This window comes from Geodermatophilus sp. SYSU D00708 (assembly GCF_054050115.1).
Genome location: NZ_JBJGYS010000012.1, coordinates 35,303 through 58,491, shown reverse-complemented (window position 1 = coordinate 58,491; position 23,189 = coordinate 35,303). Strand labels below are relative to the sequence as shown.

Annotated in this window: 18 protein-coding genes; 6 read left to right on the top strand and 12 right to left on the bottom strand. The window is 75.6% G+C overall.

Annotated features, from left to right (window positions below):
- Nucleotides 1–112: 112 nt before the first annotated feature.
- Nucleotides 113–4,345 (top strand): FtsK/SpoIIIE domain-containing protein, encoded by a 4,233-nt coding sequence (locus ACI79D_RS11980; protein WP_456918636.1) that lies wholly within the window; start codon nt 113–115, stop codon nt 4,343–4,345.
- A 20-nt stretch (nt 4,346–4,365) separates the two neighbouring features.
- Here the strand turns inward: ACI79D_RS11980 and ACI79D_RS11975 are convergent, their stop codons facing one another.
- The 4 genes from ACI79D_RS11975 to ACI79D_RS11960 all read right to left on the bottom strand — a co-directional run bounded on the left by ACI79D_RS11975 (nt 4,366) and on the right by ACI79D_RS11960 (nt 8,568).
- Nucleotides 4,366–4,878 (bottom strand): DUF6912 family protein, encoded by a 513-nt coding sequence (locus tag ACI79D_RS11975; protein ID WP_456918635.1) that lies wholly within the window; start codon nt 4,876–4,878, stop codon nt 4,366–4,368.
- 72 nt (nt 4,879–4,950) lie between these two features.
- Entirely contained in the window at nt 4,951–6,330 is a 1,380-nt protein-coding gene (locus tag ACI79D_RS11970) for a WS/DGAT/MGAT family O-acyltransferase (RefSeq protein ID WP_456918634.1), read from the bottom strand.
- A gap of 124 nt (nt 6,331–6,454) precedes the next feature.
- Complete coding sequence (locus ACI79D_RS11965) at nt 6,455–7,747, bottom strand: AAA family ATPase (protein WP_456918633.1); 1,293 nt, start codon at nt 7,745–7,747, stop codon at nt 6,455–6,457.
- Nucleotides 7,747–8,568 (bottom strand): SAF domain-containing protein, encoded by an 822-nt coding sequence (locus ACI79D_RS11960; protein ID WP_456918632.1) that lies wholly within the window; start codon nt 8,566–8,568, stop codon nt 7,747–7,749. Before ACI79D_RS11960 ends, ACI79D_RS11965 begins: the two co-directional genes overlap by 1 nt.
- A 246-nt stretch (nt 8,569–8,814) precedes the next feature.
- Between ACI79D_RS11960 and ACI79D_RS11955 the strand changes: the two genes are divergently transcribed.
- Nucleotides 8,815–9,102 carry a helix-turn-helix domain-containing protein gene (locus tag ACI79D_RS11955; RefSeq protein WP_456918631.1) on the top strand — a complete coding sequence of 96 codons (288 nt, stop codon included), beginning with the start codon at nt 8,815–8,817 and terminating at the stop codon, nt 9,100–9,102.
- Between the two features lie 30 nt (nt 9,103–9,132).
- On the opposite strand, the gene ACI79D_RS11950 is transcribed toward ACI79D_RS11955, so the two are convergent.
- Complete coding sequence (locus tag ACI79D_RS11950) at nt 9,133–9,702, bottom strand: hypothetical protein (protein ID WP_456918630.1); 570 nt, start codon at nt 9,700–9,702, stop codon at nt 9,133–9,135.
- A 98-nt stretch (nt 9,703–9,800) separates the two neighbouring features.
- Between ACI79D_RS11950 and ACI79D_RS11945 the strand changes: the two genes are divergently transcribed.
- Together ACI79D_RS11945 and ACI79D_RS11940 are read left to right on the top strand one after the other, a co-directional pair.
- Nucleotides 9,801–10,643 (top strand): hypothetical protein, encoded by an 843-nt coding sequence (locus ACI79D_RS11945; protein WP_456918629.1) that lies wholly within the window; start codon nt 9,801–9,803, stop codon nt 10,641–10,643.
- 31 nt (nt 10,644–10,674) lie between these two features.
- A complete protein-coding gene (locus ACI79D_RS11940) occupies nt 10,675–11,229 on the top strand; it encodes an Rv3235 family protein (RefSeq protein ID WP_456918628.1) in 555 nt (184 codons plus the stop codon).
- A 131-nt stretch (nt 11,230–11,360) separates the two neighbouring features.
- Here ACI79D_RS11940 and secA read toward each other — a convergent pair whose 3' ends face one another.
- The gene (gene secA / locus ACI79D_RS11935) at nt 11,361–14,459 is read right to left on the bottom strand and encodes a preprotein translocase subunit SecA (protein WP_456918627.1); all 3,099 of its coding nucleotides are present in this window, start codon (nt 14,457–14,459) and stop codon (nt 11,361–11,363) included.
- Between the two features lie 58 nt (nt 14,460–14,517).
- On the opposite strand from secA, the gene ACI79D_RS11930 reads away from it, so the two are divergent.
- Together ACI79D_RS11930 and ACI79D_RS11925 are read left to right on the top strand one after the other, a co-directional pair.
- A complete protein-coding gene (locus ACI79D_RS11930) occupies nt 14,518–14,910 on the top strand; it encodes a pyridoxamine 5'-phosphate oxidase family protein (RefSeq protein ID WP_456918626.1) in 393 nt (130 codons plus the stop codon).
- 83 nt (nt 14,911–14,993) lie between these two features.
- Nucleotides 14,994–15,545, top strand: coding sequence for a GNAT family N-acetyltransferase (locus ACI79D_RS11925; RefSeq protein WP_456918625.1), 552 nt, complete (start codon nt 14,994–14,996; stop codon nt 15,543–15,545).
- A 48-nt stretch (nt 15,546–15,593) separates the two neighbouring features.
- Here ACI79D_RS11925 and hpf read toward each other — a convergent pair whose 3' ends face one another.
- From hpf to ahcY, 6 genes are all read right to left on the bottom strand, one after another.
- Complete coding sequence (gene hpf, locus ACI79D_RS11920; RefSeq protein WP_456918624.1) at nt 15,594–16,304, bottom strand: ribosome hibernation-promoting factor, HPF/YfiA family; 711 nt, start codon at nt 16,302–16,304, stop codon at nt 15,594–15,596.
- Nucleotides 16,305–16,342: 38 nt separating this feature from the next.
- Complete coding sequence (locus ACI79D_RS11915) at nt 16,343–17,110, bottom strand: ComF family protein (RefSeq protein WP_456918623.1); 768 nt, start codon at nt 17,108–17,110, stop codon at nt 16,343–16,345.
- 126 nt (nt 17,111–17,236) lie between these two features.
- Nucleotides 17,237–18,952: an LpqB family beta-propeller domain-containing protein gene (locus ACI79D_RS11910; protein WP_456918622.1), complete on the bottom strand. Its 1,716-nt coding sequence runs from the start codon at nt 18,950–18,952 to the stop codon at nt 17,237–17,239.
- A complete protein-coding gene (gene mtrB, locus ACI79D_RS11905) occupies nt 18,949–20,691 on the bottom strand; it encodes an MtrAB system histidine kinase MtrB (RefSeq protein WP_456918621.1) in 1,743 nt (580 codons plus the stop codon). The genes ACI79D_RS11910 and mtrB overlap by 4 nt, the downstream gene beginning before the upstream one ends.
- A 28-nt stretch (nt 20,692–20,719) precedes the next feature.
- Nucleotides 20,720–21,436 carry an MtrAB system response regulator MtrA gene (mtrA, locus tag ACI79D_RS11900; RefSeq protein WP_456918620.1) on the bottom strand — a complete coding sequence of 239 codons (717 nt, stop codon included), beginning with the start codon at nt 21,434–21,436 and terminating at the stop codon, nt 20,720–20,722.
- Between the two features lie 201 nt (nt 21,437–21,637).
- The gene (gene ahcY / locus ACI79D_RS11895) at nt 21,638–23,122 is read right to left on the bottom strand and encodes an adenosylhomocysteinase (RefSeq protein ID WP_456918619.1); all 1,485 of its coding nucleotides are present in this window, start codon (nt 23,120–23,122) and stop codon (nt 21,638–21,640) included.
- Nucleotides 23,123–23,189 lie beyond the last annotated feature (67 nt).

Sequence of the window (23,189 nt, the reverse complement as noted above, 5' to 3'; positions counted from 1 at the left end):
AACGGTAGGGCGCGGCCCGGGTACGCCCACTCCGTCGTCCACAGGCCCGGCGCCCGTCCACAGGTGTCCCGCCCCGGCCCGCTCCCGGTAGGCCGGCGGTGAGGGTCGACGCGTGCGTCCCCGTCTCGAGTCCTCCCCGCCCGCGGCCCGTCGTTGGTCCCTCGTCACCGCCGACGGCACGGTGGACGTCGAGGTCACCGCGGCCGGCGACGAGCGCCTGGGCGCCGTGCTGCCCGCCCTCGCCGAGGCGCTGCGACTGCCCGAGGCGGAGCTGTGGGCCGGCTCCGCGCGCCTCGCGGGCGACGTCCCGCTGACCTCCTCCGCGCTGGCGCACGGCGCGCTGCTCGGGCTGGGCCGCGCCGGGCCTCGCGGTGCCGGGGCGGATCGGGCCAGCGCTCTGGAGCTGCACGTCGTGGGCGGCCCCGACGCGGGCACGACCCTTCCCCTGGCACGCGGCCGGCAGGTGATCGGCCGCGGCGGGGAGGCCACCGTCCGGCTGGAGGACCCGGACGTCTCCCGACGGCACGTCCTCGTCGACGTCGGCGCCGGAGGTCTGGCGGTGGCCGACCTGGCGTCCACCAACGGCAGCCGGCTCGGCGACGAGGTGCTGTGCTCGAGGCCCCGCCCCTGGCCCGCCGGCACCGTACTGCGGATCGGGGCGAGCGCGCTGGTGCCGGCCATCCCCACGGACCCTCCTGCGGCCGCGCAGCCGGCTCCCGGCGGACGGCTGCGGCTGCGCTCCCATCCGCGCCTGGACCAGGCCCGGCAGCCGCTCGAGGTCCGTCTCCCGGCACCCCCCGTCCGCACTCCGCGGCGACCGCTGGCCTGGGCCGCCGTCGCCCTGCCGGTGGTGGCCGGCATCGTCCTCGCCTGGGTGCTCGGCACTCCTCAATTCCTGGTGTTCACCGCGCTCGGTCCCGTCGTCGCGGTCGGCACCTGGCTCTCCGACCGGTGGACCGGACGGCGGGGCGGACGACGGGCGGCGGCCGAGCACGCCGCGGCATTGACGGCGGCGGAGGAACGGGTGGCCGAGGCCGTCCGCGCCGACGTGCTCGCGATCGGGTCGGCTCACCCGGACCTCGCCACCCTCGCCACCGCGGCACGGCGCCGCACGACCGCGCTCTGGCGGCGGTCACGGGACGACGCCGACGCGCTGACCGTCCGCGTCGGCACCGGCCCGGGCGCCACCGCCGTGACGCGGGTGCTCGCCGACGGCACCCGGGAACCCGTGCCCGCCGAGCACCTCCCCGCGGTCGTCGCTCTCGCCGCGACCGGCGGGCTGGGCGTCACCGGTCCGCGCGCCCGCGTCCTGGGCGTGGTGGCCGGCGTGGTCGCGCAGCTGGCGGCGCTGCACTCCCCGGGCGACCTGGCCCTGGCCCTGCTCACCTCCGACGACCGGCTCCGGGACTGGAGGTGGGCACGCTGGCTGCCCCACCTCGCGGACGACGACGTGCAGGTCGGCGCCTCGTCAGCTGCCGACGACGACCCGCTGCTGCGGTGGTTGGCCGGCCTGGTCGCCCGCGGCGGGCCCGCAGGCGGCACCACCGGCCCGGGAGCGCACGCCACGGCCTCGCGGTGGACGGTGGTCGTCGTCGACCGTCCGGTGGGTCCCCGGCTGGCCACGGCGCTGCGCGCCGCCCGCCAGGCCGGGGTCGTCGTCCTGGCTGCTGGGCCATCGAGGCAGCAGCTGCCGGTCGCGGCCGACGCCGTTCTGGAGTCGGCCGGGGAGACGGGCACCGGCGCGCTGCTCCACCGGGCCGGCAGCGTCGGTCCGGTGGAGGTGACCGTCGACCACCTGCCGCTGCGGGTCGCCGCCGCGCTGGCCCGCGACCTCGCCGGGCTCACCCCGGCGGCCGCCGAGGACGAGCTCCCCCGAGAGGTGTCGCTGCCCGACCTGCCGCGCCCCGGCCTGCGGGTCGAGGACGGCTGCGTGCACGGCGAGTGGTCGCGGTCCCGGGACACCCTCGTCGCCACGCTGGGCCGCACGGCCACCGGGCTCGCCACGGTCGACCTGTGCCGGGTCGGCCCGCACGCGCTGGTCGCCGGCACCACCGGGTCGGGGAAGTCGGAGCTGCTGCAGACCCTGATCGCCAGCCTGGCCCTCGCCCACCCGCCGGACCGCTGCTCGTTCCTCCTGATCGACTACAAGGGCGGCGCCGCCTTCGCCGACGCCGCCTCGCTTCCGCACACCGTGGGGCTGCTGACCGACCTCGACGGATCGTCGACGGCCCGGGCGCTGCGGTCGCTGAGCGCCGAGCTGACCCGCCGGGAGACCCTCCTGGCCGCGCACGGCGCCACGGACCTCACCGCCCTGTCCGGCTCGGTGCCGTTGGCGCGGCTGCTCATCGTCGTGGACGAGTTCGCCGGGCTCGCCGAGGAGCTGCCCTCCTTCGTGTCCGGACTCGTCGGCATCGCCCAACGCGGCCGCTCCCTCGGCGTCCACCTCGTGCTGGCCACCCAACGCCCGGCAGGCGTGGTGTCCCCGGAGATCAAGGCCAACTCCACGCTCCGCATCTGCCTGCGGACGACGGACGAGGCCGACTCCAGGGACGTGCTCGGCACGCCCGCGGCGGCCCGCCTGCCGGTCGACGTCCCGGGGCGGGGGCTCCTGCGCGCCGGTGCGGGTGCCCCGGTCCTGTTCCAGGCCGCGCAGACCCCGGCATCGGCCGCGGACCCCCGGTCGCAGGGCCCTCGGGTGCGGACGCTGCGCTGGCCGTCCCCGGGAGCCGAACCGGTCGAACAGCCGCACGGCGGACCGTCGGAGCTGGTCCGGCTGGCCACGGCGCTGTCCCGGCACGCGGCGGAGACCGGCACCCCGCGTCCGCACCGGCCGTGGTGTCCCGCGCTGCCCGAGGTCCTGCGCGCCGAGGACCTGCCGGCCGGTCCACCCGCCGAGGAGGCGGACGCCCCGTCGCGGCTGCGGATCGGGCTCCTGGACCGTCCCGACCGGCAGGTGCAGGAACCGCTGGTCCTGGACCTGGACCGCGGCGGGAGCTGGCTGGCGGTGGGCGGCGCGCGCAGCGGCCGTACGACGTTCCTCCGCACGGTGCTCGCCGAGGCGGTCGCGGCGCTCCCGCCCGACGAGCTGCACGTCCACGTCCTCGACCACGGCGGTGGAGCGCTGGCGGCCGGCGTCGCGGGCCTGCCGCACACGGGGACGGCGGTCGGCGGCGAGGACCCGCTGCGGACCGTCCGGCTGCTCGACCGGCTGGGTCAGGAGGTGGCCGTGCGGCGCGCCGGGGCGTCGCCGGCGCCGTGGCCGCACCTGGTGCTGCTCGTCGACGGCGTGGAGGCGCTCAGCGCCCAGCTGGACGAGGCGGAGCCCGGCCGCGGTGCCGCAGCACTGCTCCGGCTGCTGCGCGACGGCGCGGCTGTGGGGCTGACCTGCCTGCTCACGGCCGACCGGGCCGTGCCCGGCGGGCGGCTGGCCGGCGCCGTCGGCACCCGGCTGGTGCTGCCCCTCCCCGACCGCGCCGACTACGCCGTCGCCGGCATCCCCGCCCGCGCCGTCCCCGACCGACGGCCCCCGGGCCGCGCTCTGCTGGGCGAGGACGCCGTCGAGTGCCAGCTCGCACTCCCCCGCGAGCTGCCGCCGCCGGCGGCGTACCGGGTTCCCGCGGGCGCACGCCGCCCGCTGTCGGTACCAGAACTACCGGCCGATCCGGTGCTGCCGCCGACGCCCCGCACGTCCGTCGGTCCGGGCTTGCCCCTCCCGGTGGGACCGGGCGGGGACGAGGGCGCCGTGCTCCGGGTCGACCTCGCCACCACGGGCGGGCTGCTCGTGGCCGGCCCGCCGGGGAGCGGCCGCAGCAGCGCGCTCGATGCCTTCGCCCTCCACCTCTCGACCGCCGGGGTGCCGGTGCTCCGAGTGGTCCGAGGCGCAGCCGCGGTGCCTGGCGCCGGGGATCGCGGCGGCACCCGCATCGCCGACTCGGACGTGGCGGGGTGGCGGTCCTGGCTCACCTCTCTGGACGGAGCGCGCGGGGCGGTCGTGGTCGACGACCTCGGCATGGTCGCCGAGTCCCCGGTGCTGACGGCCATCGCCGCGGACACCGGAGCCGACCGGCTCCTCGTCCTCGTCGCAGGAACGGCGGCGGAGCTCTCGTCGGTCTACCGGGGGCCGGTGCCGGCGCTGCGCCGGGGACGGGGCGGCCTGCTGCTCTGCCCCGCCCCCGGGGACGCCGACCTGCTGGGCATCCGGCTCCCCCGGACACCGGTCCCCCGGCGCCCGGGATCGGGATGGCTGGTGACGGGCGGGGTGCCGCAGCGGGTACAGGTGGCTCGGCGGCGTCCGGCGTCACCGGCCGGGACGCCGGGCCTCGCAGGGGTCGGAGCGGCGGCGTGAGACCGGCGCCCGCGGGCGGGTCAGAGCAGCTCCAGCACCGTGCCGATCTCCTGGCTGGCGTACCAGGCCAGCTCGTGCCCCTCGGCCTGGTCGACGACGAACTGCGCGCTCTCGCTGCCCAGGTCCGCCTCGAGGACGACGTTGACCGCGGCGCGCACGTCGTCCTCGGCGTCGGCGCCGTCGATGTGCGCGCTGGCGACGTCGCGGAGTGCGATGTCCCCGGTCACCCGGACCGCGCCGGGGTCGGCGTCGGGGTCCTCGACCTCGGAGACCGCAGCGTCGGGGACGTCGGCAGCGACCACGACCCGGCGCCGAGCCGCGGTCGGATCGACGTCGATCAGCCGCAGGCTCGCACGGGCCGCCCCCAGGAGGGCGGCGTACTCCAGCTCCTCGACATCGGCCTCGGCGTCGCTGAGTGCGTAGAACGCGCGCAGCCGCGGGGTGACCGCGAAGGCGGTGTGCGGACCGGCGAGGCGACCGTCGTCCACCAGGGTCTTCAGGGCGCTCGTCGTCGCAGGCAGGTACACGCGCACCGGGCAGGCTCCTCCTCGCTGGTGGACTGCGCGACGGTATCCCGGCGCCGACCGCGGCCGTTCGCCCGAGGGTCAGCCGGCGGTCTCCACCAGCACGCCGATCTCCTGCTCGAGGAGGTCGGCGAGGACGTCGACGTCCCCGACGCTGTCGCGGTCGGCGTTCAGGCCGAAGAACAGCTGACCGTCGTAGCTGGTGATGCCCACGGACAACCCCTGGCCGGGAGCGAGCGGGATGACGGGGAAGACCTCGCGCATCCGGCCGCCGGCCGCGTACAGCGGCATCTGCGGGCCCGGCACGTTGGTGATCACCAGGTTGGACATCCGCCGGGTCAGGCCGCGGGCCGCCCGGGCGCCCAGGGCGTGCAGGGTCGGCGGGGCGAAGCCGGTGAGAGCGATCAGCGTCTCCGCGCCGACCGAGCGGCTGTGCTGGCTCACCCCGCGCATGGCGTAGCTGATCCGGGCGAGCCGGACGCGCGGGTTCGGCTCGCCGACGGGGAGGTCGACGAGGTAGCTCGACACCCGGCTGCCCGGCGCCTCCTCCCCCTCACCCTGCACGGACACCGGGACCAGCGCCCGCACCGAGGTCGAGCCGACGACCGCCTGGCCGCGGGAGAGCAGCCAGTCCCGCAGCGCGCCGGCGACCACCGTCAGCAGGACGTCGTTGACCGTGCCGCCGTGGACCTTGCGGACCTGTTTCACGTCGTCGAGCGCCGCCCGGGCCACCGCGACCCGGCGCTGGCTGCCGTTCGCGGCGTTGAGCGGGCTGTGCGGGGCCGGGAACAACGCCGAGCGGGCTGTGCGGGCCACGCCGCGCGCCGCACTGGTCAGGCGCACGCCGGTGGAGCGCGCGTCGGCGACCGCCTGGCGCGCGGTGTCGACCACCGCCGTGGGCTGCTGCACGTACTCGCCGACCGCCTCGCGGACCAGCCGGACCCCGCTCGGCAACCGCCGCGGCCGCCACGGTTCGGGCTCCGGCAGCGCGGCGTCCGGGGAGGAGTCCAGGAGCACCTGACCGATGTCGACCGTGCCCAGCCCGTCGACCAGCGCCGGATGGGTCTTGGTGATGACCGCGACCCGGCCGCCGGCCAGCCCCTCCACGAGGTAGACCTCCCACAGGGGGCGGCCCCGGTCCAGCGGCCGCGCGGTCACCCGGGACACCAGGTCCAGCAGCTGCGACTCGGTTCCCGGACGGGGCACCGCCGAGCGGCGCACGTGGTAGTCGACGTCGAAGTCGGGATCGTCGGCCCACACCGGGTTGGCCAGGTGACCCGGGACCTCCAGGACCCGCTGCCGGTACCGCGGCACCAGCGGCAGGCGCGCCTCGACCAGGGCGGCTATGGCCTCCAGCCCACCCTGCGGAGGCTCGAGCACCAGCACGCCTGCGACGTGCATGGGGCTGTCCGGTCTCTCCAGGTAGAGGAACGAGGCGTCCAGGGTGGTCAGGCGCTCCACGATCGGTCTCCTCCTGGTCGGGAGGTCACGCTACGACGCGCCGCGGTCGACCGGCCACCGGCGCACGCCCTCCGGCCCGGGCCCCCGGTCGCCCGGCCGGCGCTCGCCACGCGTGTCGGCCACGTCAGCCGGCCCGGCGACGGAGCCGGGAGCGCCGGGCGTCGAGCGGCGCCGGCACGCCGGTGACCGCCGCGGCGAGGGCCCGCAGCTCATGGCGCAGGTTCGAGGCGGGGGCGACCTCGGCGAGCGTGCGGCCGGCCGCCAGCGCCGCGTCGGTCGCCCGGCGATCGGCGGGCAGGAAGAACGCCACGTCGTGTCCGGCGAACCGCTCGAGGGCATCGGCGATCTCCCGGCGCGGGTCGCCCGGCACCGGGCCGCGCCGGACCTGGTTGACCACGATCACCGGTTCGACGTCGGGGAGGACGTCACGCAGGTCGCTCAGCGCCCGGATGCTGCGCTGCAGCGCCACCGGGTCGGCCCCGCTCACGCACAGCACGGTGTCGGCGGTCTCGAGCACGGTCAGCGTCACGCCGTTGCGGCGCGGCGCGGCGGTGTCGAACGAGAGCTCCTCGTCCTCCTCCAGGCTGAACGCGCAGTCCACGACGGTCAGGTCGGCCGCCCGGCGCGCCTCCTCGAGCACGGCCGCGACGCCCTGCGGGCGCAGCTCCGGCCAGCGGTCGGCGCGGGCCAGGCCGGTCAGCACCCCCAGTCGCGGGCGCACCGCCCAGGACAGGCGGGCCAGGGCTGCCTCGTCGAGAGTGCCGGCGACCGCGTGGCGCGCGGCACCGGCGAGGCCGGGCGACTCGTCGAGCAGCCCGAGCACCTGGGCGACCACGCCGCCGTACACGTCGGCGTCGACGAGGAGCGTCGGGACGTCGAGCCGGGCCGCCTCGTCGGCGAGGCCCACCGCGACCGTCGTCCGGCCCGGGGCGCCGGTGGGGCCCCAGACCGCGACGACCCGTCCCCGGCCCGGCGCCCGGCCCTCCGGTTCCTCGGGCCGGCTCGTCGCCGGCAGGGCGGCCCGGGGATCGGCGATGTCGCGGCCGGCCGGGAGCCCCCCGGTCACCGCCTCGCGCAGCGCGCGGGCGATCGCGTCGGGCTCCGTGTCGGCGGGCAGCACGTGGGTGACCCCGAGCGCGCGCAGCCGGTCGGCCGCCCGGTCGTCGCCGGGCTCGACCAGCCCCACGACCGCGACACCGGCCGCGGCCAGCCGGGCGACCGTGTCGCCGTCCAGCCGCCGGAGGTCCGCCGACAGCAGTGCGGCCTGGCCCGTCCCGGTGGCCGCCGCGGCCAGCAACTCGGAGACGTCGACGCAGCGACGGACGACGGTGACGCCGTGGTCGGTCCGGTCGAGGGCGCCGACCAGCGTCGACTCCCAGTCGGCTCCGGTGACGGCGGTGAAGACCTGCAGCGCCATCAGTCCGTCGGCTCCGCGGCGCTGCCCCGACCCGTCGCGGCAGCGGCCTCGCGCGGCTCCGACGACCGGCTGTCCCCGGCGGCACTCGGCGCGGAGGAGCCCGACGTCCGGGACGACCGCGACGGCGAGGCCTCCGTCGGGTCGGCATCCGCCGACGCGGACACCTCGTCGTCCGTCCCGGCGACCGCCGCGCCACCGTCATCCACGGACTCGTGGACGACGACGACGAGCGGACGCCCTCCGATCGCCTCGAGGACCTCCGGCGCCGTGTCCGTGGGCACCGACACCACGACCTGCACCGTGGTGGTCGCGGAGGACAGCACGCCCTCGCTGCGACCGGACACCGCCTGCACCGGCGCCGCCTCGACGACCAGCGCGACCCCGGCCTCGTCGTCCCGCGCCGCGGCGACCGGGTCGCTCACGGCGTAGACGTCGACGACCTGACCGCGGACCAGCCCCGGCGGCACGTAGCCCGCCTGCACCGGCAGCGCGAGCTGGACGAGCTCGGCCGGCTCCTCCAGCGCCGACCGCGGGAGCAGTTCCCCGCTGCGCACGGTGCGGGCGAGGGTGCGCCCCTCCGGGCGGGTCGAGGTCGCGAGGTAGGACCCGGCGGCCTCGTCGAGCCGGACGTCGACGGGGACGAGGTCGGCCTCGGCGAGCACCGTGCCGGCGGCGAGGTCGCCCGCGGCCGACCAGACCGGCACCGTGGCGTCCGCGGCGGTGACGATCCGGGCACCCAGCAGCACCGACCCCAGCACGAGGAGCACGCCGAGGACCAGCCGCAGGTCCAGCCAGCGCGGCGGGCGGACGCGGCGCGGCACGGGCCCGGGAACGGGAACGGGATCCGCCGTCGACGGCGCGGACGGGGTGGGGCGCGCAGGAGTCACGGCCAGCGGTTCCTCCGATCTGCGACGAACCGTGGACGAGCTCGGTGGGCCACGGTCGGACGCAGATCATGCGATATGAACGCTGATGCGCGCAGTCGCCGTCCACACGATCGGGTGTGGACGGCGCCCATGCCACCCGGACGGGGCTGCCAGACTGTGCGGGACCGGACGGAGACCCCGATGCCCACACCGCGCTTCCTGACCCTCGACGACGTCGCCGAGATCCTCAACGTCTCGTGGGCGCAGGCGTATGCGCTGGTCCGCCGCAAGGAGATCATCGCCATCCAGATCGGTGGCCGGGGCCAGTGGCGCGTCGAGGTCGACGAGCTCGAGCGGTTCATCCAGCAGAAGTACGCCGAGGCCCGCGGCGGCACCGTCCCGGAGGAGCCGGCAGCCGCCGAGCACGACGAGACCGCCCAGGACGCCGACAGCACCGCCCCCGCCGGCGGAGGCCGCCGCCGGCGCTGAGCCGACGCGCCCGCCGGCGCTGAGGCCGGCTCAGTCCAGACCCGGAGGGAGGGTCCGCACCACCGCGACCGCCGGCAGCGCGAGCGCCCGGACCCCGCGCACCGCCGCCGCCCGCCGCGGCTCGTCGGCCGCGTGCTCGGCCAACTCCACGAAGTCCGCGCCCACGGCGTCCACCGTCCCGACGTGGGTCGACCCGTCGTCGAGGACCACCTGGACGACGCTGCGGTCGCGGGCCAGCCCGCGCAGGGCCCGCCGCAGGTCCAGCCGGGCACGCACCGATCCCGCGGGGTCCGCGGGCGCCGTCGTCCGCACCAGGCCGGTCACCGTCCGCACCACGGGGAGCGCGACGAGGACGTCGCGGCGCCGGTCGTCCACCAGGAGCAGCCAGTCGCTGCCGACCTCGGCGAGCACGCCGGCTACGTCCCCCGCACCGCGGCAGCGCAGGACCACCGACCGCCCTCGGGCACCGGTGAGCCGATCGGCCAGCCGGACCGCACCCGCCTCCGCGCGCCGACGCGAGCCGTCCTCGGCGCGCTCGGCCGCCACCTCCGCCGCGTCGAACTCCGCCTGCAGATCGGCGAACAACTGCTGCCAGCGCATGACCGCCACCCCCTGTCCACAGCCTAGATCCATGCTGACTCTTGCGTTTGATTGTGTTTGCTTGATTTAGTCTCCGCCGACCGAGTCGAGGAGGAGACATGTCGATCCGCCGCCTGCTGGCGACCGCCGCGGGGATGGCGGCAGTGGCCACGGCCCTGCGCGCGCTCACCCCGGACCTCTCCCGGCTGTTCGCGAGCGGCCTGGACCTGCAGCGGGTCGTGGACGCCCACGGCCCGGAGCACGTGCTGCTGTCCGGGGTCGCCGTGCTCGCCTGGAGCATCTGGGCCTGGGGTGTGCTCGGCCTGCTGCTCACTGCGCTCTCCGGCCTCCCGGGGCTCGCCGGCTCCGTCGCCCGGGCGCTGACCCGCGGACTGCTCCCGGCCGGCCTGCGCCGGGCGGCCGCGCTCGCCCTGGGGGTCGGGCTGGTGACCGGGCCGCTGGTCGCCGGCTGCACCACCGCGCCCGCGCATCCCGGTACCGGGCTGGCGCTCGCTGCGGCCACCGCGGGCCCGGTACCGGACTGGCCGACCACGGGGGCAGCACCGGCGGCGCCCTCCGCCGGTCCGGTGGCCGACTGGCCGACGGCCTCCCCGACCCCGGCGCCGTCCACGTCGGCGCCCAGTCCGTCGCCGTCTCCCTCGCAGTCCCCGCCATCCCCGCAGTCCGCGCCGGACGCGCCGGCTTCGTCCGCCCCGGCGCCGACCGCCTCCGACCCCGCCCCGGACTGGCCGCTGCCCGGTCCCGGCGACCGCGTCGTCCTCCGCGGCGAGTGCCTCTGGCAGATCGCCGCCGGCGACCTGCGCACATCGCTGGCGCGCGAGCCGAGCGACGCGGAGATCGCCGCCTCGGTGCGCGCCTGGTGGCAGGCCAACGCCGCGGTGATCGGCCCCGACCCCGACCTGCTCCTCCCCGGCCAGGTCCTGCACCCACCCGCGCGATGACCCCGCCGACTCCCGAGCCCTGGAGCCCCCGATGACCGCACCCTCCCCCGCCGACACCGAGCGGCAGGTCCTCAGCGCCGCCACCCTGCGGCTGACCGTCGTCCCGACGCCGCAGCCGCCGCTGGAGGAGGGACCGGCCCTCAGGCTCGTCCTCCCCGGTGTGCCGGTGCCGCGGCCGGTGCACCGGCCCGGTCCCCGGCCGCGTCCTGAGCTCCAGCCCGGCTCCTACCCTGCGGGGTTCGAGCCGACCTGGTCGGGGCGCGCCGACCTCCCCGACCCGCACCTGGCCGGACGGCGGCTGCTCACGTTGACCCTGGAGGCGCTGGCCGGCCGGCGACCGCTCACCCAGGTGCAGCCGCTGACGTCGGTCGGTGTCTACGCCGCACTGAGCAGCGGGCGCCGCCCCCGCTGGTGCTCGGGCGGCACCGCGCCGCTGCTGCTCGGGCGGGTGCACGTCTGCGAGCCGGTCGACGGCGTCGCCGAGGTCAGCGCGGTGGCGCGCCGCTCCGGTCGGGCGCACGCGGTCGCCGCAAGGCTGGAGGGCATCGACGGCCGGTGGCGCTGCACCGCTCTGCAGATCGGCTGAGCAGGACCCCGGGAGGACCCTCCCGCGCGGGACCCGGGACGGTGCCTGACGAGACGACGACGCCCCCGCCGGCGAACCGGCGGGGGCGTCGTCGGGAACGGCCCCGTCCAGGGAGGACGGGGTTCCTCCACTCAGGAGCGGGACGGCGCCCCGTGGCAGACCTTGTACTTCTTGCCCGAACCGCAGGGGCAGGGCGCGTTGCGCGCCGGCTCCTTGGTGCCGGTCACCGTGGCCGACTTCGCGGCCTTCGCCCGGCCGGCGTCCTTGGCCGACGCGTCCAGGCTCGGCGCGGAGTAGGTGAGGTCCTCCGGGCTGCGCCGCGGCTCGTCCAGCCCCTTGACCGCCAGCTCCGGGCCGGTGTCCGACGGCGCGGCCTCGGGCGCCGCCGGAGCGGTCTGCGCCGCCGCGGGCTCGGCCTTGGCCGCACCCGACCGGCGGGCGGACGGCGCCGGAGCCGCGGACGGGGCCGGAGCGGGAGCCGCGGCGGAGGGAGCCTCCGCCGCGGGAGCGGGCGCGGAGGGAGCAGCGGGCGCCGGAGCCGGAGGAGCCGCGGGCGCCGGGGCCGCCGCAGCCGCCGGGGCCGGAGCGCCGTCACCGTCCACAGCGGTCGGCGCCGGGGCGGCCTGGACGGCCGCCTGGCGGGCCAGCACCCGCCGGGTGCCCTCCTGGGCGGCGGCCAGCGCGGCGGCCTCGGCTTGCGCCTGCTTGGCCTGGGCCTCGGCCGCCTGCTGCTCCTTGGTCTTGACCTCCAGGTTGAACAGGAAGCCGACCGACTCCTCCTTGATGCCGTCGAGCATCACGTTGAACATGTCGTAGCCCTCGCGCTGGTACTCCACGACCGGGTCGCGGTTGGCCATCGCGCGCAGGTGGATGCCGGCCCGCAGGTAGTCCATCTCGTAGAGGTGCTCGCGCCACTTGCGGTCGAGCACGGAGAGCAGCACCCGCCGCTCCAGCTCCCGCATGACCCCCGAGCCCAGCGCCGTCTCCCGCTCCTCGTAGGCGCGGTGGACGTCGGCCAGCAGCTCCTTCTTCAGGACGTCGGCCGTGAGCGCGGCCTGCTCGCCGTCGGCGACGCGCTCGAGCAGGTTGTCGACGGGGAAGCCGACCGGGTAGAGCGCCTTGAGGCCGCTCCACAGCTGGTCGAGGTCCCAGTCCTCGGCGTAGCCGGTCTCGGTCGCGCCGTCGACGTAGGCGCTGATGACGTCGTCCACCATGGCCTGGACCTGGTCGGCGAGGTCCTCGCCGTCGAGGATCTTGCGGCGCTCGTCGTAGATGACGGTGCGCTGGCGGTTGAGCACCTCGTCGTACTTGAGGACGTCCTTGCGGACCTCGAAGTTCTGCTGCTCGACCTGGGTCTGCGCCGAGCGGATCGCCCGGGTGACCATCTTCGACTCGATCGGCTGGTCGTCGGGGACGCGCAGCGTGGTCATCATCGACTCGAGCATCGGCCCGTTGAACCGGCGCATCAGGTCGTCGCCGAGGGAGAGGTAGAACCGCGACTCGCCCGGGTCGCCCTGCCGGCCCGACCGGCCGCGCAGCTGGTTGTCGATCCGCCGGCTCTCGTGCCGCTCGGTGCCCAGCACGTACAGGCCGCCGGCGTCGGTGACCTCCTGGTGCTCGGCCTCCACCTGCTCCTTGGCCTTGGCCAGCGCGTCGTCCCAGGCGGCCTCGTACTCCTCCGGCGTCTCCGCCGGCGACAGGCCGCGGGCGCGCAGCTCCTCGTCGGCGATGAACTCGGTGTTGCCGCCGAGCTGGATGTCGGTGCCGCGGCCGGCCATGTTGGTCGCCACGGTGACCGCCCCCAGCCGCCCGGCCTGGGCGACGATGTGCGCCTCCCGCGCGTGGTTCTTCGCGTTGAGCACCTCGTGCGGGATGCCGCGGCGCACCAGCAGCTTGGAGAGGACCTCGGACTTCTCCACGCTGGCCGTGCCGACCAGCACCGGCTGGCCCTGCTCGTGCCGCTCGGCGATGTCGTCGATGACGGCGTCGAACTTCGCCTTCTCCGTCTTGTAGATGACGTCGGAGCGGTCCTCGCGGACCATCGGCCGGTTCGTCGGGATGGGGACGACGCCCAGCTTGTAGGTCTGGGAGAGCTCGGCCGCCTCGGTCTGGGCCGTGCCGGTCATCCCGGAGAGCTTCCGGTAGAGCCGGAAGTAGTTCTGCAGCGTGATCGTGGCGAGGGTCTGGTTCTCGTCCTTGATCTGCACCCTCTCCTTGGCCTCGATGGCCTGGTGCATGCCCTCGTTGTAGCGCCGTCCGGCCAGCACGCGGCCGGTGAACTCGTCGACGATGAGCACCTCGCCGTTGGTGACGATGTACTGCTGGTCGCGGTGGTAGAGCTCCTTGGCCTTCAGCGCGTTGTTCAGGTAGCTGATCAGCGGGGAGTTGACCGCCTCGTAGAGGTTCTCGATGCCGAGCTGGTCCTCGACGAACTCGACGCCCTCCTCGGTGACGGCGACCGTGCGCTTGGCCTCCTCCACCTCGTAGTGCACGTCGCGCTTCATCAGCGGCACGATCCGCGCGAACTCGACGTACCACTTGCCGGCCGACTCGGCCGGGCCGCTGATGATCAGCGGCGTGCGGGCCTCGTCGATGAGGATCGAGTCGACCTCGTCGACGATCGCGTAGTGGTGCCCGCGCTGCACCAGGTCGGCCTTGTTCCAGGCCATGTTGTCGCGCAGGTAGTCGAAGCCGAACTCGTTGTTCGTGCCGTAGGTGATGTCGCAGGCGTACTGCTCCCGGCGGTGCGCCGGCCGCTCCCCGGAGAGGATCGTGCCCACGCTCAGGCCGAGGAACCGGTGCACCCGGCCCATCCACTCGGCGTCACGCTTGGCCAGGTAGTCGTTGACCGTGACGACGTGCACGCCCTCGCCGGTCAGCGCGTTGAGGTAGGCCGGGAGGACTCCGGTCAGCGTCTTGCCCTCACCGGTCTTCATCTCGGCGATGTTGCCCAGGTGCAGCGCCGCGCCGCCCATGATCTGGACCCGGAAGTGCCGCTGGCCGAGGGTGCGCGTGGCGGCCTCCCGGACGACGGCGAAGGCCTCCGGCAGGAGCTGGTCGAGGGTCTCCCCCTCCTCCAGACGCTCCCTGAACTCGTCGGTCTTGGCCCGCAGTTCCGCGTCGGTGAGGTCGGCGACGTCGTCCGCCAGCGACTCGACCGCGTCCGCGATCTTGTTCAGTCGCCGGAGGATCTTGCCCTCGCCGGCGCGGAGGATCTTCGAGAACACCACGGGCACCAGCGTAGGCGGCCCGTGCGCGAGACCCCGTCAGATCGCTCACAATCCCCGGGTGGCGCACGACCTGGACGACCTCGGCCCCGGCCTCCTCACCTTCCTCACCGAGCGGCACCTGGCCACGCTCACCACGCTGCGGCCCGACGGGACGCCGCACGTCGTCCCGGTCGGGATGACCTACGACGCCGCCACCCGCACCGCCCGGGTGATCACCTCCGGCACCTCCGCGAAGGCCCGGCACGTGCGCGCGGGCCAGGGACGGGTGGCGGTCTGCCAGGTCGACGGCCGCCGGTGGGTGACCCTCGAGGGGACGGCGGTGGTGCGCGACGACCCCGCCGCCGTGGCCGACGCCGAGCAGCGCTACGCCCGCCGGTACCGGACCCCCCGGGAGAACCCGGCACGGGTGGTGCTGGAGATCTCGGTCGACCGGGTCCTCGGCACGGCGTGACGAAGGACCCCGCCCTCCCCAGCTCGCGGCGGTGCCCAGCACGGGACCGAGACAGGCCGACGGACTTGCGTGACCATTCCCGGGTGGACCTCTCCGCCGTCGACCTGACCACCGAGGTGGTGCGCACCGAGCGGCTGGTGCTGCGCCCGCACCGCCCCGACGACGAGGACGCCGTCTTCCGGGCCTGCCAGGATGCCGAGATCCAGCGCTGGAACACCTCCGTCCCCGTGCCCTACACACGCGCCGACGCGCACGGCTGGGTGGCCGAGGTGGCGCCGCGCGAGCGGGCCGAGCGCCGGGGCCTGCCCGTGGCGGTGGAGGCCGATGGGGAGTTCGTCGGATCGGCGGGGGTCCACGTGCGCGAGGGCCGGCTCGGTCCCGAGGTCGGCTACTGGATCGCGCCGTGGGCCCGCGGGCGGGGGTACGCCGCCGAGGCCGCGCACGCCCTCGCCGAGTGGGCGCTGCGACGGGGAGCACCGCGGGTGCACCTGGTGGCCGACGTCGAGAACCTGGCCTCGCAGGCGGTGGCGGTGCGAGCGGGCTTCACGCGGGAGGGCGTGGTGCGCTCCTGCCTCGACCGCCGGGACGGCACCCGGGCCGACGCGGTCCTCTTCGGGCGGGTGGCCGGCGACTGAAGGCGCACGGAGGCGGGGCGCCGCGCGCCCCGCCTCCGTGGGAGGGGTCTAGAGAGGGGCCGCCGAGGGCTGGGCGGGCTGCTGGACGGCCTGGCCGTCGAGGGGTGCGTCGACGAGCCGGATGAGGCCGTAGTCGTAGGCGTGCCGGCGGTAGACGACCGTCGGCCGGCCGGTGTCGGCGCACTGGAACAGGTAGAAGTCGTGGCCGACCAGTTCCATCTCGTGGAGGGCCTGGTCGACGGTCATCGGGGTCGCGGGGTGGTGCTTCTCCCGGACGACCCGCCCGGGCAGGTGCTCGTCGAGGTCGGTGACGTGCGGGCCCTCCGAGAGTTCGTCGAGGTCGGTGACGTGCGGCCCCTCCGAGAGTTGGCGTTCGCGGTCCAGGGCCTCCAGGACGTCGGTGTCGGCGCCCCCGCTCACGCGGACGGAGGCGGGAGTGCGGCGACCGTGGTGCACACGGCGGCGGTCGGCTGCCTTCCGCAGCCGGTGGTCGAGCTTGCCGCAGGCCAGGTCGAGCGCGGCGTAGAAGTCCGGCGCGCTCGCCTCGGCCCGGACGACGGGACCCTTGCCCCGGAGGGTGATCTCCACACGCTGGCACTGTGCGGACTGGCGGGGGTTCTTCTCGTGGAAGAGCTCCACGTCGACGCGGAGGATCTTCAGCTTGCCGTCGAAGCGTTCGAGCTGGCCGACCTTGTCCTCGACGTGCGTTCGGTAGTGCTCGGGGACTTCGACGTTCCGGCCACGGACCACGATCTCCATGAGACCTCCCGGTTGTTCGGGCTGTGATCGGTTCCACGCTAGTCGCCGTTGCCGGGTCCCGACAGTCGACGGTGCGGACCCGGCGGGACCGGAACCGGCCCGCCGGGAGCGGCCCGCCGGGGCGTCGCCGCGACCACCGCGGCGAGCACGGGCGGGCTCCCTGGAGCGACCGCCGGCCCCAGCACGGCGGCGGCCTCGGTGAGCGTCGCGCCGCTGGTCACGACGTCGTCGACGACGACCAGGGCCGTGCCCGCGGGAAGCGGGGGGACGCCGTCGGCCAGGGCGAAGGTGCCCGTCAGGTTGGCCCGCCGCTGCGCCGCCGACAGACCCGCGGAGTCCCGGGCCCGGCCGGTGCGGCGCAGCAGCCGCACCTCGGCCGCGGGCAGTCCGGCGGCGCGCAGCTCGGCGACCGCGCGGCCGGTCAGCTCGCGGACGTGGTCGCGGCCGCGGGAGCGCAGCGCCGCCCGGGAACTGGGCACGGGGACCAGGCGCACCGCCGCCGGGACCGCGGGCAGCCCGGCCAGCACCCCGGCGACCGCCAGCGCCAGCGCGGTCCCCAGCGGGCGGGCCAGCTCGGCGCGGCCGCGCTCCTTGAACGCGTTGACCGCCGGGCGGACCGGGCCGGTGTACGCACCGGCGGCCACGGTGGGCGGGAACCCGGCCGGGAAGCGACGCGGCTGGGCCAGCCGTGGAGCGGCGAGCAGCGCCGCGCACCGGCGGCACAGCACCGCCCCGGGCAGCTCGCAGCCGGCGCAGGTGCGCGGCAGGAGCAGGTCGGCCAGCGCCGAGAGCAGCCCGCCGTCCACTCCCCCAGCCTCGCGCCTCACCCCTCAGCCGCCCAGGGGCTCCGGCGATCTGTGGACGGCCCTGCCCCGGCCCCGTCCCGGGTCCCGCCCTGAGCCTGCGAAGGGTCGGGAGGACGGGGTCCTTTCCTAGAGCGGGTAGAACGGCTCGTTGCCGGGCTGCGGCTGGGCACCGCGGACGAGGGTCACCCACGTCCCGCCGGCCACCTGCCACTGCCAGATGGTGCCGCCGGCACTGACCAGCGGCACCCGGCCCGGCGCGGCCGCCACGCGGGTCGGCTGGCTGGGCAGCCCGGCCGTGGGCACCTCGCTGAGCCCCCAGCCGTCCACGCCCACCACGTAGGGGTCGATGCGGTCCTGCCCGGCGTCGCCGGCCAGCACGAGCAGGCTGCCCGCGGTCCGCCAGGCCACGTCGACGACCGACGACAGGGTCGGGGCCACCGCCCGCAGGTCGCGCAGGGCCACCGGCCCCTCCTCGGACCGCACCACGGTGCCGACATAGAGGCTCTGCCCCTGCCCGTTCTCCGCCACGACGGCGGCGCGCGCCCCGTCCGGGGACAGCTGCAGCACGGTGGTCCGCCCGAGGCCCGGCAGCGTCGGCGCGTTGACCGGCTGCGCGGTGCCGCCCGCGGGCACGCGCACCACCGCCCCGCCGTCCCGGACCACCCAGAACTCCGCCCGGGTGGCGGCGACCGTCGGCACGCTGAGGGTGCTGCCGGACAGGACCGGGACCAGGTCGCCGCCGTAGGGCCCGGCGAGCAGCGTCGCCTGCCCGTCGGCCTCGGTGACGCCGACCATCTGGTCGAGCTCCCCGGTGCTCCCGCTGGAGACCGCCGCGCTGGTGAGCCGGTAGGCGCCGGTCCCGGCCGGGCCGGGCGCCGGGGCGGCGTCCACGGTGCGCAGGACGCCGGCGTCGAGGTAGTGGCCGACGGCGTCCACGGGGACCGCGTCGGGGTCGAACGCCGCCCAGGTGTCCACCGTCTGATCGGCCGGGACGCCGTCGAGCCGGACCGGGTCCCCGTCGAGGCGGATCTCCACCGACTGCACCGTGAGCGGCTCCAGCGTCCAGACCAGCTGGGCGCACACGGCGGCCAGGCGTGCCGGCTCGGCGTCGGCCAGGCCGGTCAGGTCGACGGTGAGCGTCTGGGTCGAGGCGGTCACCGTGCTGCGCAACCCGGCCCCGGCCAGCTCGTTGCGCACCCCCGCCGACAGCATCGACGACGGCCCGTCGAGCAGCCGCTCGACCAGCACCGTCGGCTGGGACTCCCCGCTGATGAGGTACCGGGGGTCGGGCACCACGCGCTGTCCGGTCTGGTCGACGAAGTAGAGGTCGCGCCGCTCGTAGAGGCGCTCGAAGTCGGGCTCCAGCATGAGCAGCCCGTCCGGCGGGTCGGTGATCCGCCACTCGCCGGCCACCTGCTGGAGCGTGAACTCCCGGGTGTAGACCTCCTGCGGGGCGACGGTGAACACGCCGCGCTGGTCGATCGTGCCCAGCTGGTTGGCGGTGAGGACGACGGTGCCCGCGTCGGTGGTGACCGTCGTGTAGTCCTGGCCCAGGACGGTGATGCCCGCCTCGTCCGACCACGTCCCCGCCGCGTCCGGGACGAGGTGCTCGCGGGCCACCGGGTGCGTGCGGACGGCGCTGGCCGCGGCCTCGACGAACCCCCGCACGACCTCCTCCGGGGTCGCCCCCGGCTCCGGCGACAGCGGCTCGATCCCGACGTCCCCGTCGGGACGGCTCGGCGCCTGCGTGATCTGCACCGTCGGCGAGGACGTCGGCACCGTGGAGCAGGCGCCCAGCAGGACGAGGAGGACGGCGGCCAGCACGCCTGCCCGGCCCCTCATCCCGCAACCCCCGGACGGCGGGCCACCGCGGGCCGCAGCGGCAGCGGCGAGCTGGTGAGCTCCGCGCCGGCGGTCAGCGGCACGGTCAGGCGGAACTGGGCGCCGGCGCCGGGCCGGCCCCAGACCTGCAGCCAGCCGCCGTGCAGCCGGGCGTCCTCCAGGCTGATCGACAGCCCGAGGCCGCTGCCGCCGACGGTGCGCACCCGCGACGGGTCGGCCCGCCAGAACCGGTCGAACACGTGCTGGGCCTCCGCCGAGGAGAGCCCCACCCCGTGGTCCCGGACGGTCACCGCCGCCGCCGTCCGGTTCGCCGCCCAGGTAATCTCCACCGGCCTGCCCGAGCCGTGTTCGATGGCGTTGCCCACCAGGTTGCGCAGGATCCGCTCGACCCGCCGGGCGTCGACCTCGGCGATGACCTCGTGGTCGGGGCCGGTGACCGACAGCGCGCAGCCGTGCCGCTCGGCCAGCGTCGACATCCCCGCGGCCACCCGCCCCACCAGGGCGCCGAGGTCGGTGGGCGCCGCGTCGAGGACGGCGGCGCCGGCGTCGTAGCGGCTGATCTCCAGCAGGTCGGTCAGCAGCGCCTCGAACCGGTCCAGCTCGGTGTGCAGCAGCTCCGCCGAGCGGGCCACCGACGCCGGGAAGTCACCGCGCGACTCGTAGAGGATCTCGGCGGCCATCTGAACGGTCGTCAGCGGCGTCCGCAGCTCGTGCGACACGTCCGAGGTGAACCGCTGCTGCAGCTGGGACAGCCCCTCCAGCTGCGTGATCTGCCGCTGCAGGCTGTCGGCCATCGCGTTGAAGCTGGTGGCCAGCCGGGCGAGGTCGTCCTCGCCGCGCACCTCCATCCGCTCCTCGAGCTGGCCCTCCGCCAGCCGCTGGGCGGTGCCGGCCGCCTGCCGCACCGGGTCGACGACGAGCCGGGTCACCAGCACGCCGATACCGACGACGAACAGGGTGAGCGCGATGCCGCTGATCGCCACGGTGCTGCGGATCAGCGACAGGCTCTCCTGCTCCTGGTCGAGCGGGAAGGCGTAGTACAGCTCGATCCGCTCGGCCGACGACGCGTCCGAGGGCACCGGGGCGCCGATGAGCAGCGTCGGTCGCGGCTCGCCGGAGGCGTCGGGGACCATGGCGTACTGGGAGAACTGGCCACCGGAGGCGACGTCGGAGCGCAGCTCGTCGGGGATGGCCGGGTAGACGTAGCGGCGGCTGGTGGCGGTGCGCTCGGTGTCGCCGCTGCGGTGCACCATGACGACGTCGAAGTCACCGGCCGGGCTGCCCCGCTCCAGGAGGCTCTTGACCGTGCGGTCGAGGGTGGAGCGCACGCTCGCGGCGTCCCCGGTGGCGATGCCGGCGACCTCGGTCTGCGCGTACAGCACCCCGGCCTGCGCCTGGTCGACCGCGGCCTGCCGCTTCACCGACAGCAGCTGGTCGCGGATCTGGCTGAACAGCACCATGCTGACGATCACCACGACGGTGCCGGCGACGACCATCGTGATCGCGCCGACGCGCACGTGCAGCGACGACCGCCACGCGTGCAGCGCCCGCGCGGCCAGTCGCCGGGTGACCCGGCGGGCCCGGCCCGCGCGGCGGCGCAGCTGCCGGCGCAGCGCCACCAGGTCCCCCGGCAGCCGTCCGCCGCCCGGCACCACCACGCCGGCCGAGGACGACGGCGGCGCCGCCGCCTGCTCGGGGACGGACTCGACCTCCGGGACCGCCGGCCGGGTGGTGCTCACGGTCGACCCGGGGTGCCCACGACCTCGCTCACGGCGGCCCCGCCTTGTAGCCCACCCCGCGCACCGTCAGCACGATCTCCGGCTTCTCCGGGTCACGCTCGATCTTGGCGCGCAGCCGCTGCACGTGGACGTTGACCAGCCGGGTGTCGGCCGCGTGCCGGTAGCCCCACACCTGCTCGAGCAGCAGCTCGCGGGTGAACACCTGCCGCGGCTTGCGGGCCAGCGCCACCAGCAGGTCGAACTCCAGCGGGGTCAGCGCGATCGGGACGCCGTCCCGGGTGACCTGGTGGGCCGGGACGTCGATCTGCACGTCGCCGATGGCCAGGTTCTCCGCCTGCCCGGTCTCCCCGCGGCGCAGCTGCGCGCGCACCCGGGCGACGAGCTCGACGGGCTTGAACGGCTTGGTGACGTAGTCGTCGGCACCAGCCTCGAGGCCCTGGACGACGTCGATCGTGTCGCCCTTGGCGGTGAGCATGACGATCGGGACGGTGGACTGCTGCCGGATGTCCTGGCAGATCTGCAGGCCGTTGCGGCCGGGCAGCATCAGGTCGAGCAGCACGATGTCGGGGCGGGTCTGCTGGAACACGCCCACCGCGCGGTTGCCGTCGGAGACGAACGCCGGCTCGTAGCCCTCGCGCCGGAGCACGATGCCGAGCATCTCGGCGAGGGCGGCGTCGTCGTCGACGACCAGGACTCGGCCGCGGCTGGACCCGTTCTGGGGAGCGGTGGGTGGCACGGCGACCATTCTGCGCTGGTCCCGGACGAAAGCGGGGGCACCCGCCCGGTCGGTCGACCGGACGGGTGCCCCACACGTGTCCCCAGTCGCAGGAGTACGCCCCCCACGAACTCGGGAGAGGCCCCTCACAGGGCCTGGTGACGTGCTGGAACGGCCACCCTTCAGGGCCCCGCGCCGAGCGTGCGAGGCGTGGGGGGAAGGGTGGTCCTTTCAGTAGCGGTAGTGGTCGCTCTTGAACGGACCCTCGACCGGCACGCCGATGTAGTCGGCCTGCACCTTGGTCAGCTCGGTGAGCTTGACGCCGAGCGCGTCGAGGTGCAGCCGGGCCACGTGCTCGTCGAGCTTCTTCGGCAGGACGGTCACCTCCGGCGCCTTGCCCTCGTAGGCGGCGCGGTTGCTCCACAGCTCGATCTGGGCGAGCACCTGGTTGGAGAACGACGCGCTCATCACGAAGCTGGGGTGCCCGGTGGCGTTGCCCAGGTTCAGCAGCCGGCCCTCGGAGAGCACGATGATCGTGTGGCCGTCGGCGAACCGCCACTCGTCGACCTGCGGCTTGATGGTGGTCCGCTCGATGCCCGGGGTGCGGGCCAGGCCGGCCATGTCGATCTCGTTGTCGAAGTGGCCGATGTTGCCCACGATCGCCTGGTGCTTGGTCCGGCCGAGCTGCTCGGCGGTGATGATGTCCTTGTTCCCGGTGGCCGTGATGATGATGTCGGCCTTGCCGATCACCTCGTCGAGGGTGGCCACCTCGTAGCCGTGCATCGCCGCCTGCAGCGCGCAGATAGGGTCGATCTCGGTGACGATGACGCGGGCACCCTGGCCGCGCAGCGACTCCGCGCAGCCCTTGCCGACGTCGCCGTAGCCGCAGACCACGGCCACCTTGCCACCGATCATGACGTCGGTCGCGCGGTTGATGCCGTCGATGAGCGAGTGCCGGCAGCCGTAGAGGTTGTCGAACTTGCTCTTGGTGACCGAGTCGTTGACGTTGATCGCCGGGAACAGCAGCCGGCCCTCGCGGGCGAGCTCGTACAGGCGCATGACGCCGGTGGTGGTCTCCTCGGTCACGCCCTTGATGGCCTGGCCGATGCGGGTCCAGTACTGCTCGTCCTCCGCCAGGGTGCCGCGGAGGACGTCGAGGATGACCCCGTACTCCTCGGAGTCCACCTCCGTCGTCTCCGGGACGGCGCCCTCGGCCTCGAAGCGGGTGCCGAGGTGCACCAGCAGGGTGGCGTCACCGCCGTCGTCGAGCAGCATGTTCGGGCCGACGACGTCGCCGTTCTCGTCGCGGAACTCGAACAGCCGCTGGGTGCACCACCAGTACTCGGGCAGCGTCTCGCCCTTCCAGGCGAACACCGGGACGCCGGTGGGCTCCTCGGCGGTGCCGTCGCCGACGACGATGGCCGCGGCGGCGTGGTCCTGGGTGGAGAAGATGTTGCAGCTCACCCACCGGACGTCGGCGCCGAGCGCGCGCAGCGTCTCGATGAGGACGGCGGTCTGCACGGTCATGTGCAGCGAGCCGGCGATCCGCGCGCCGGCCAGCGGCTGCGCGTCGCCGTACTCGGCGCGCAGCGCCATGAGGCCGGGCATCTCGTGCTCGGCGAGGGTGATCTCCTTGCGGCCGAAGCCGGCGAGGGAGAGGTCGGCGACCTTGAAGTCGCCGTCGGTCAGGACGCGGGTGCCGGTCGAGGCAGTCATGTCGCTCCAGGTTCCGGCCCGGCCACCCGGCCAGGCCATGCGTGGTCGCTTCGATCCCCGCGCACGG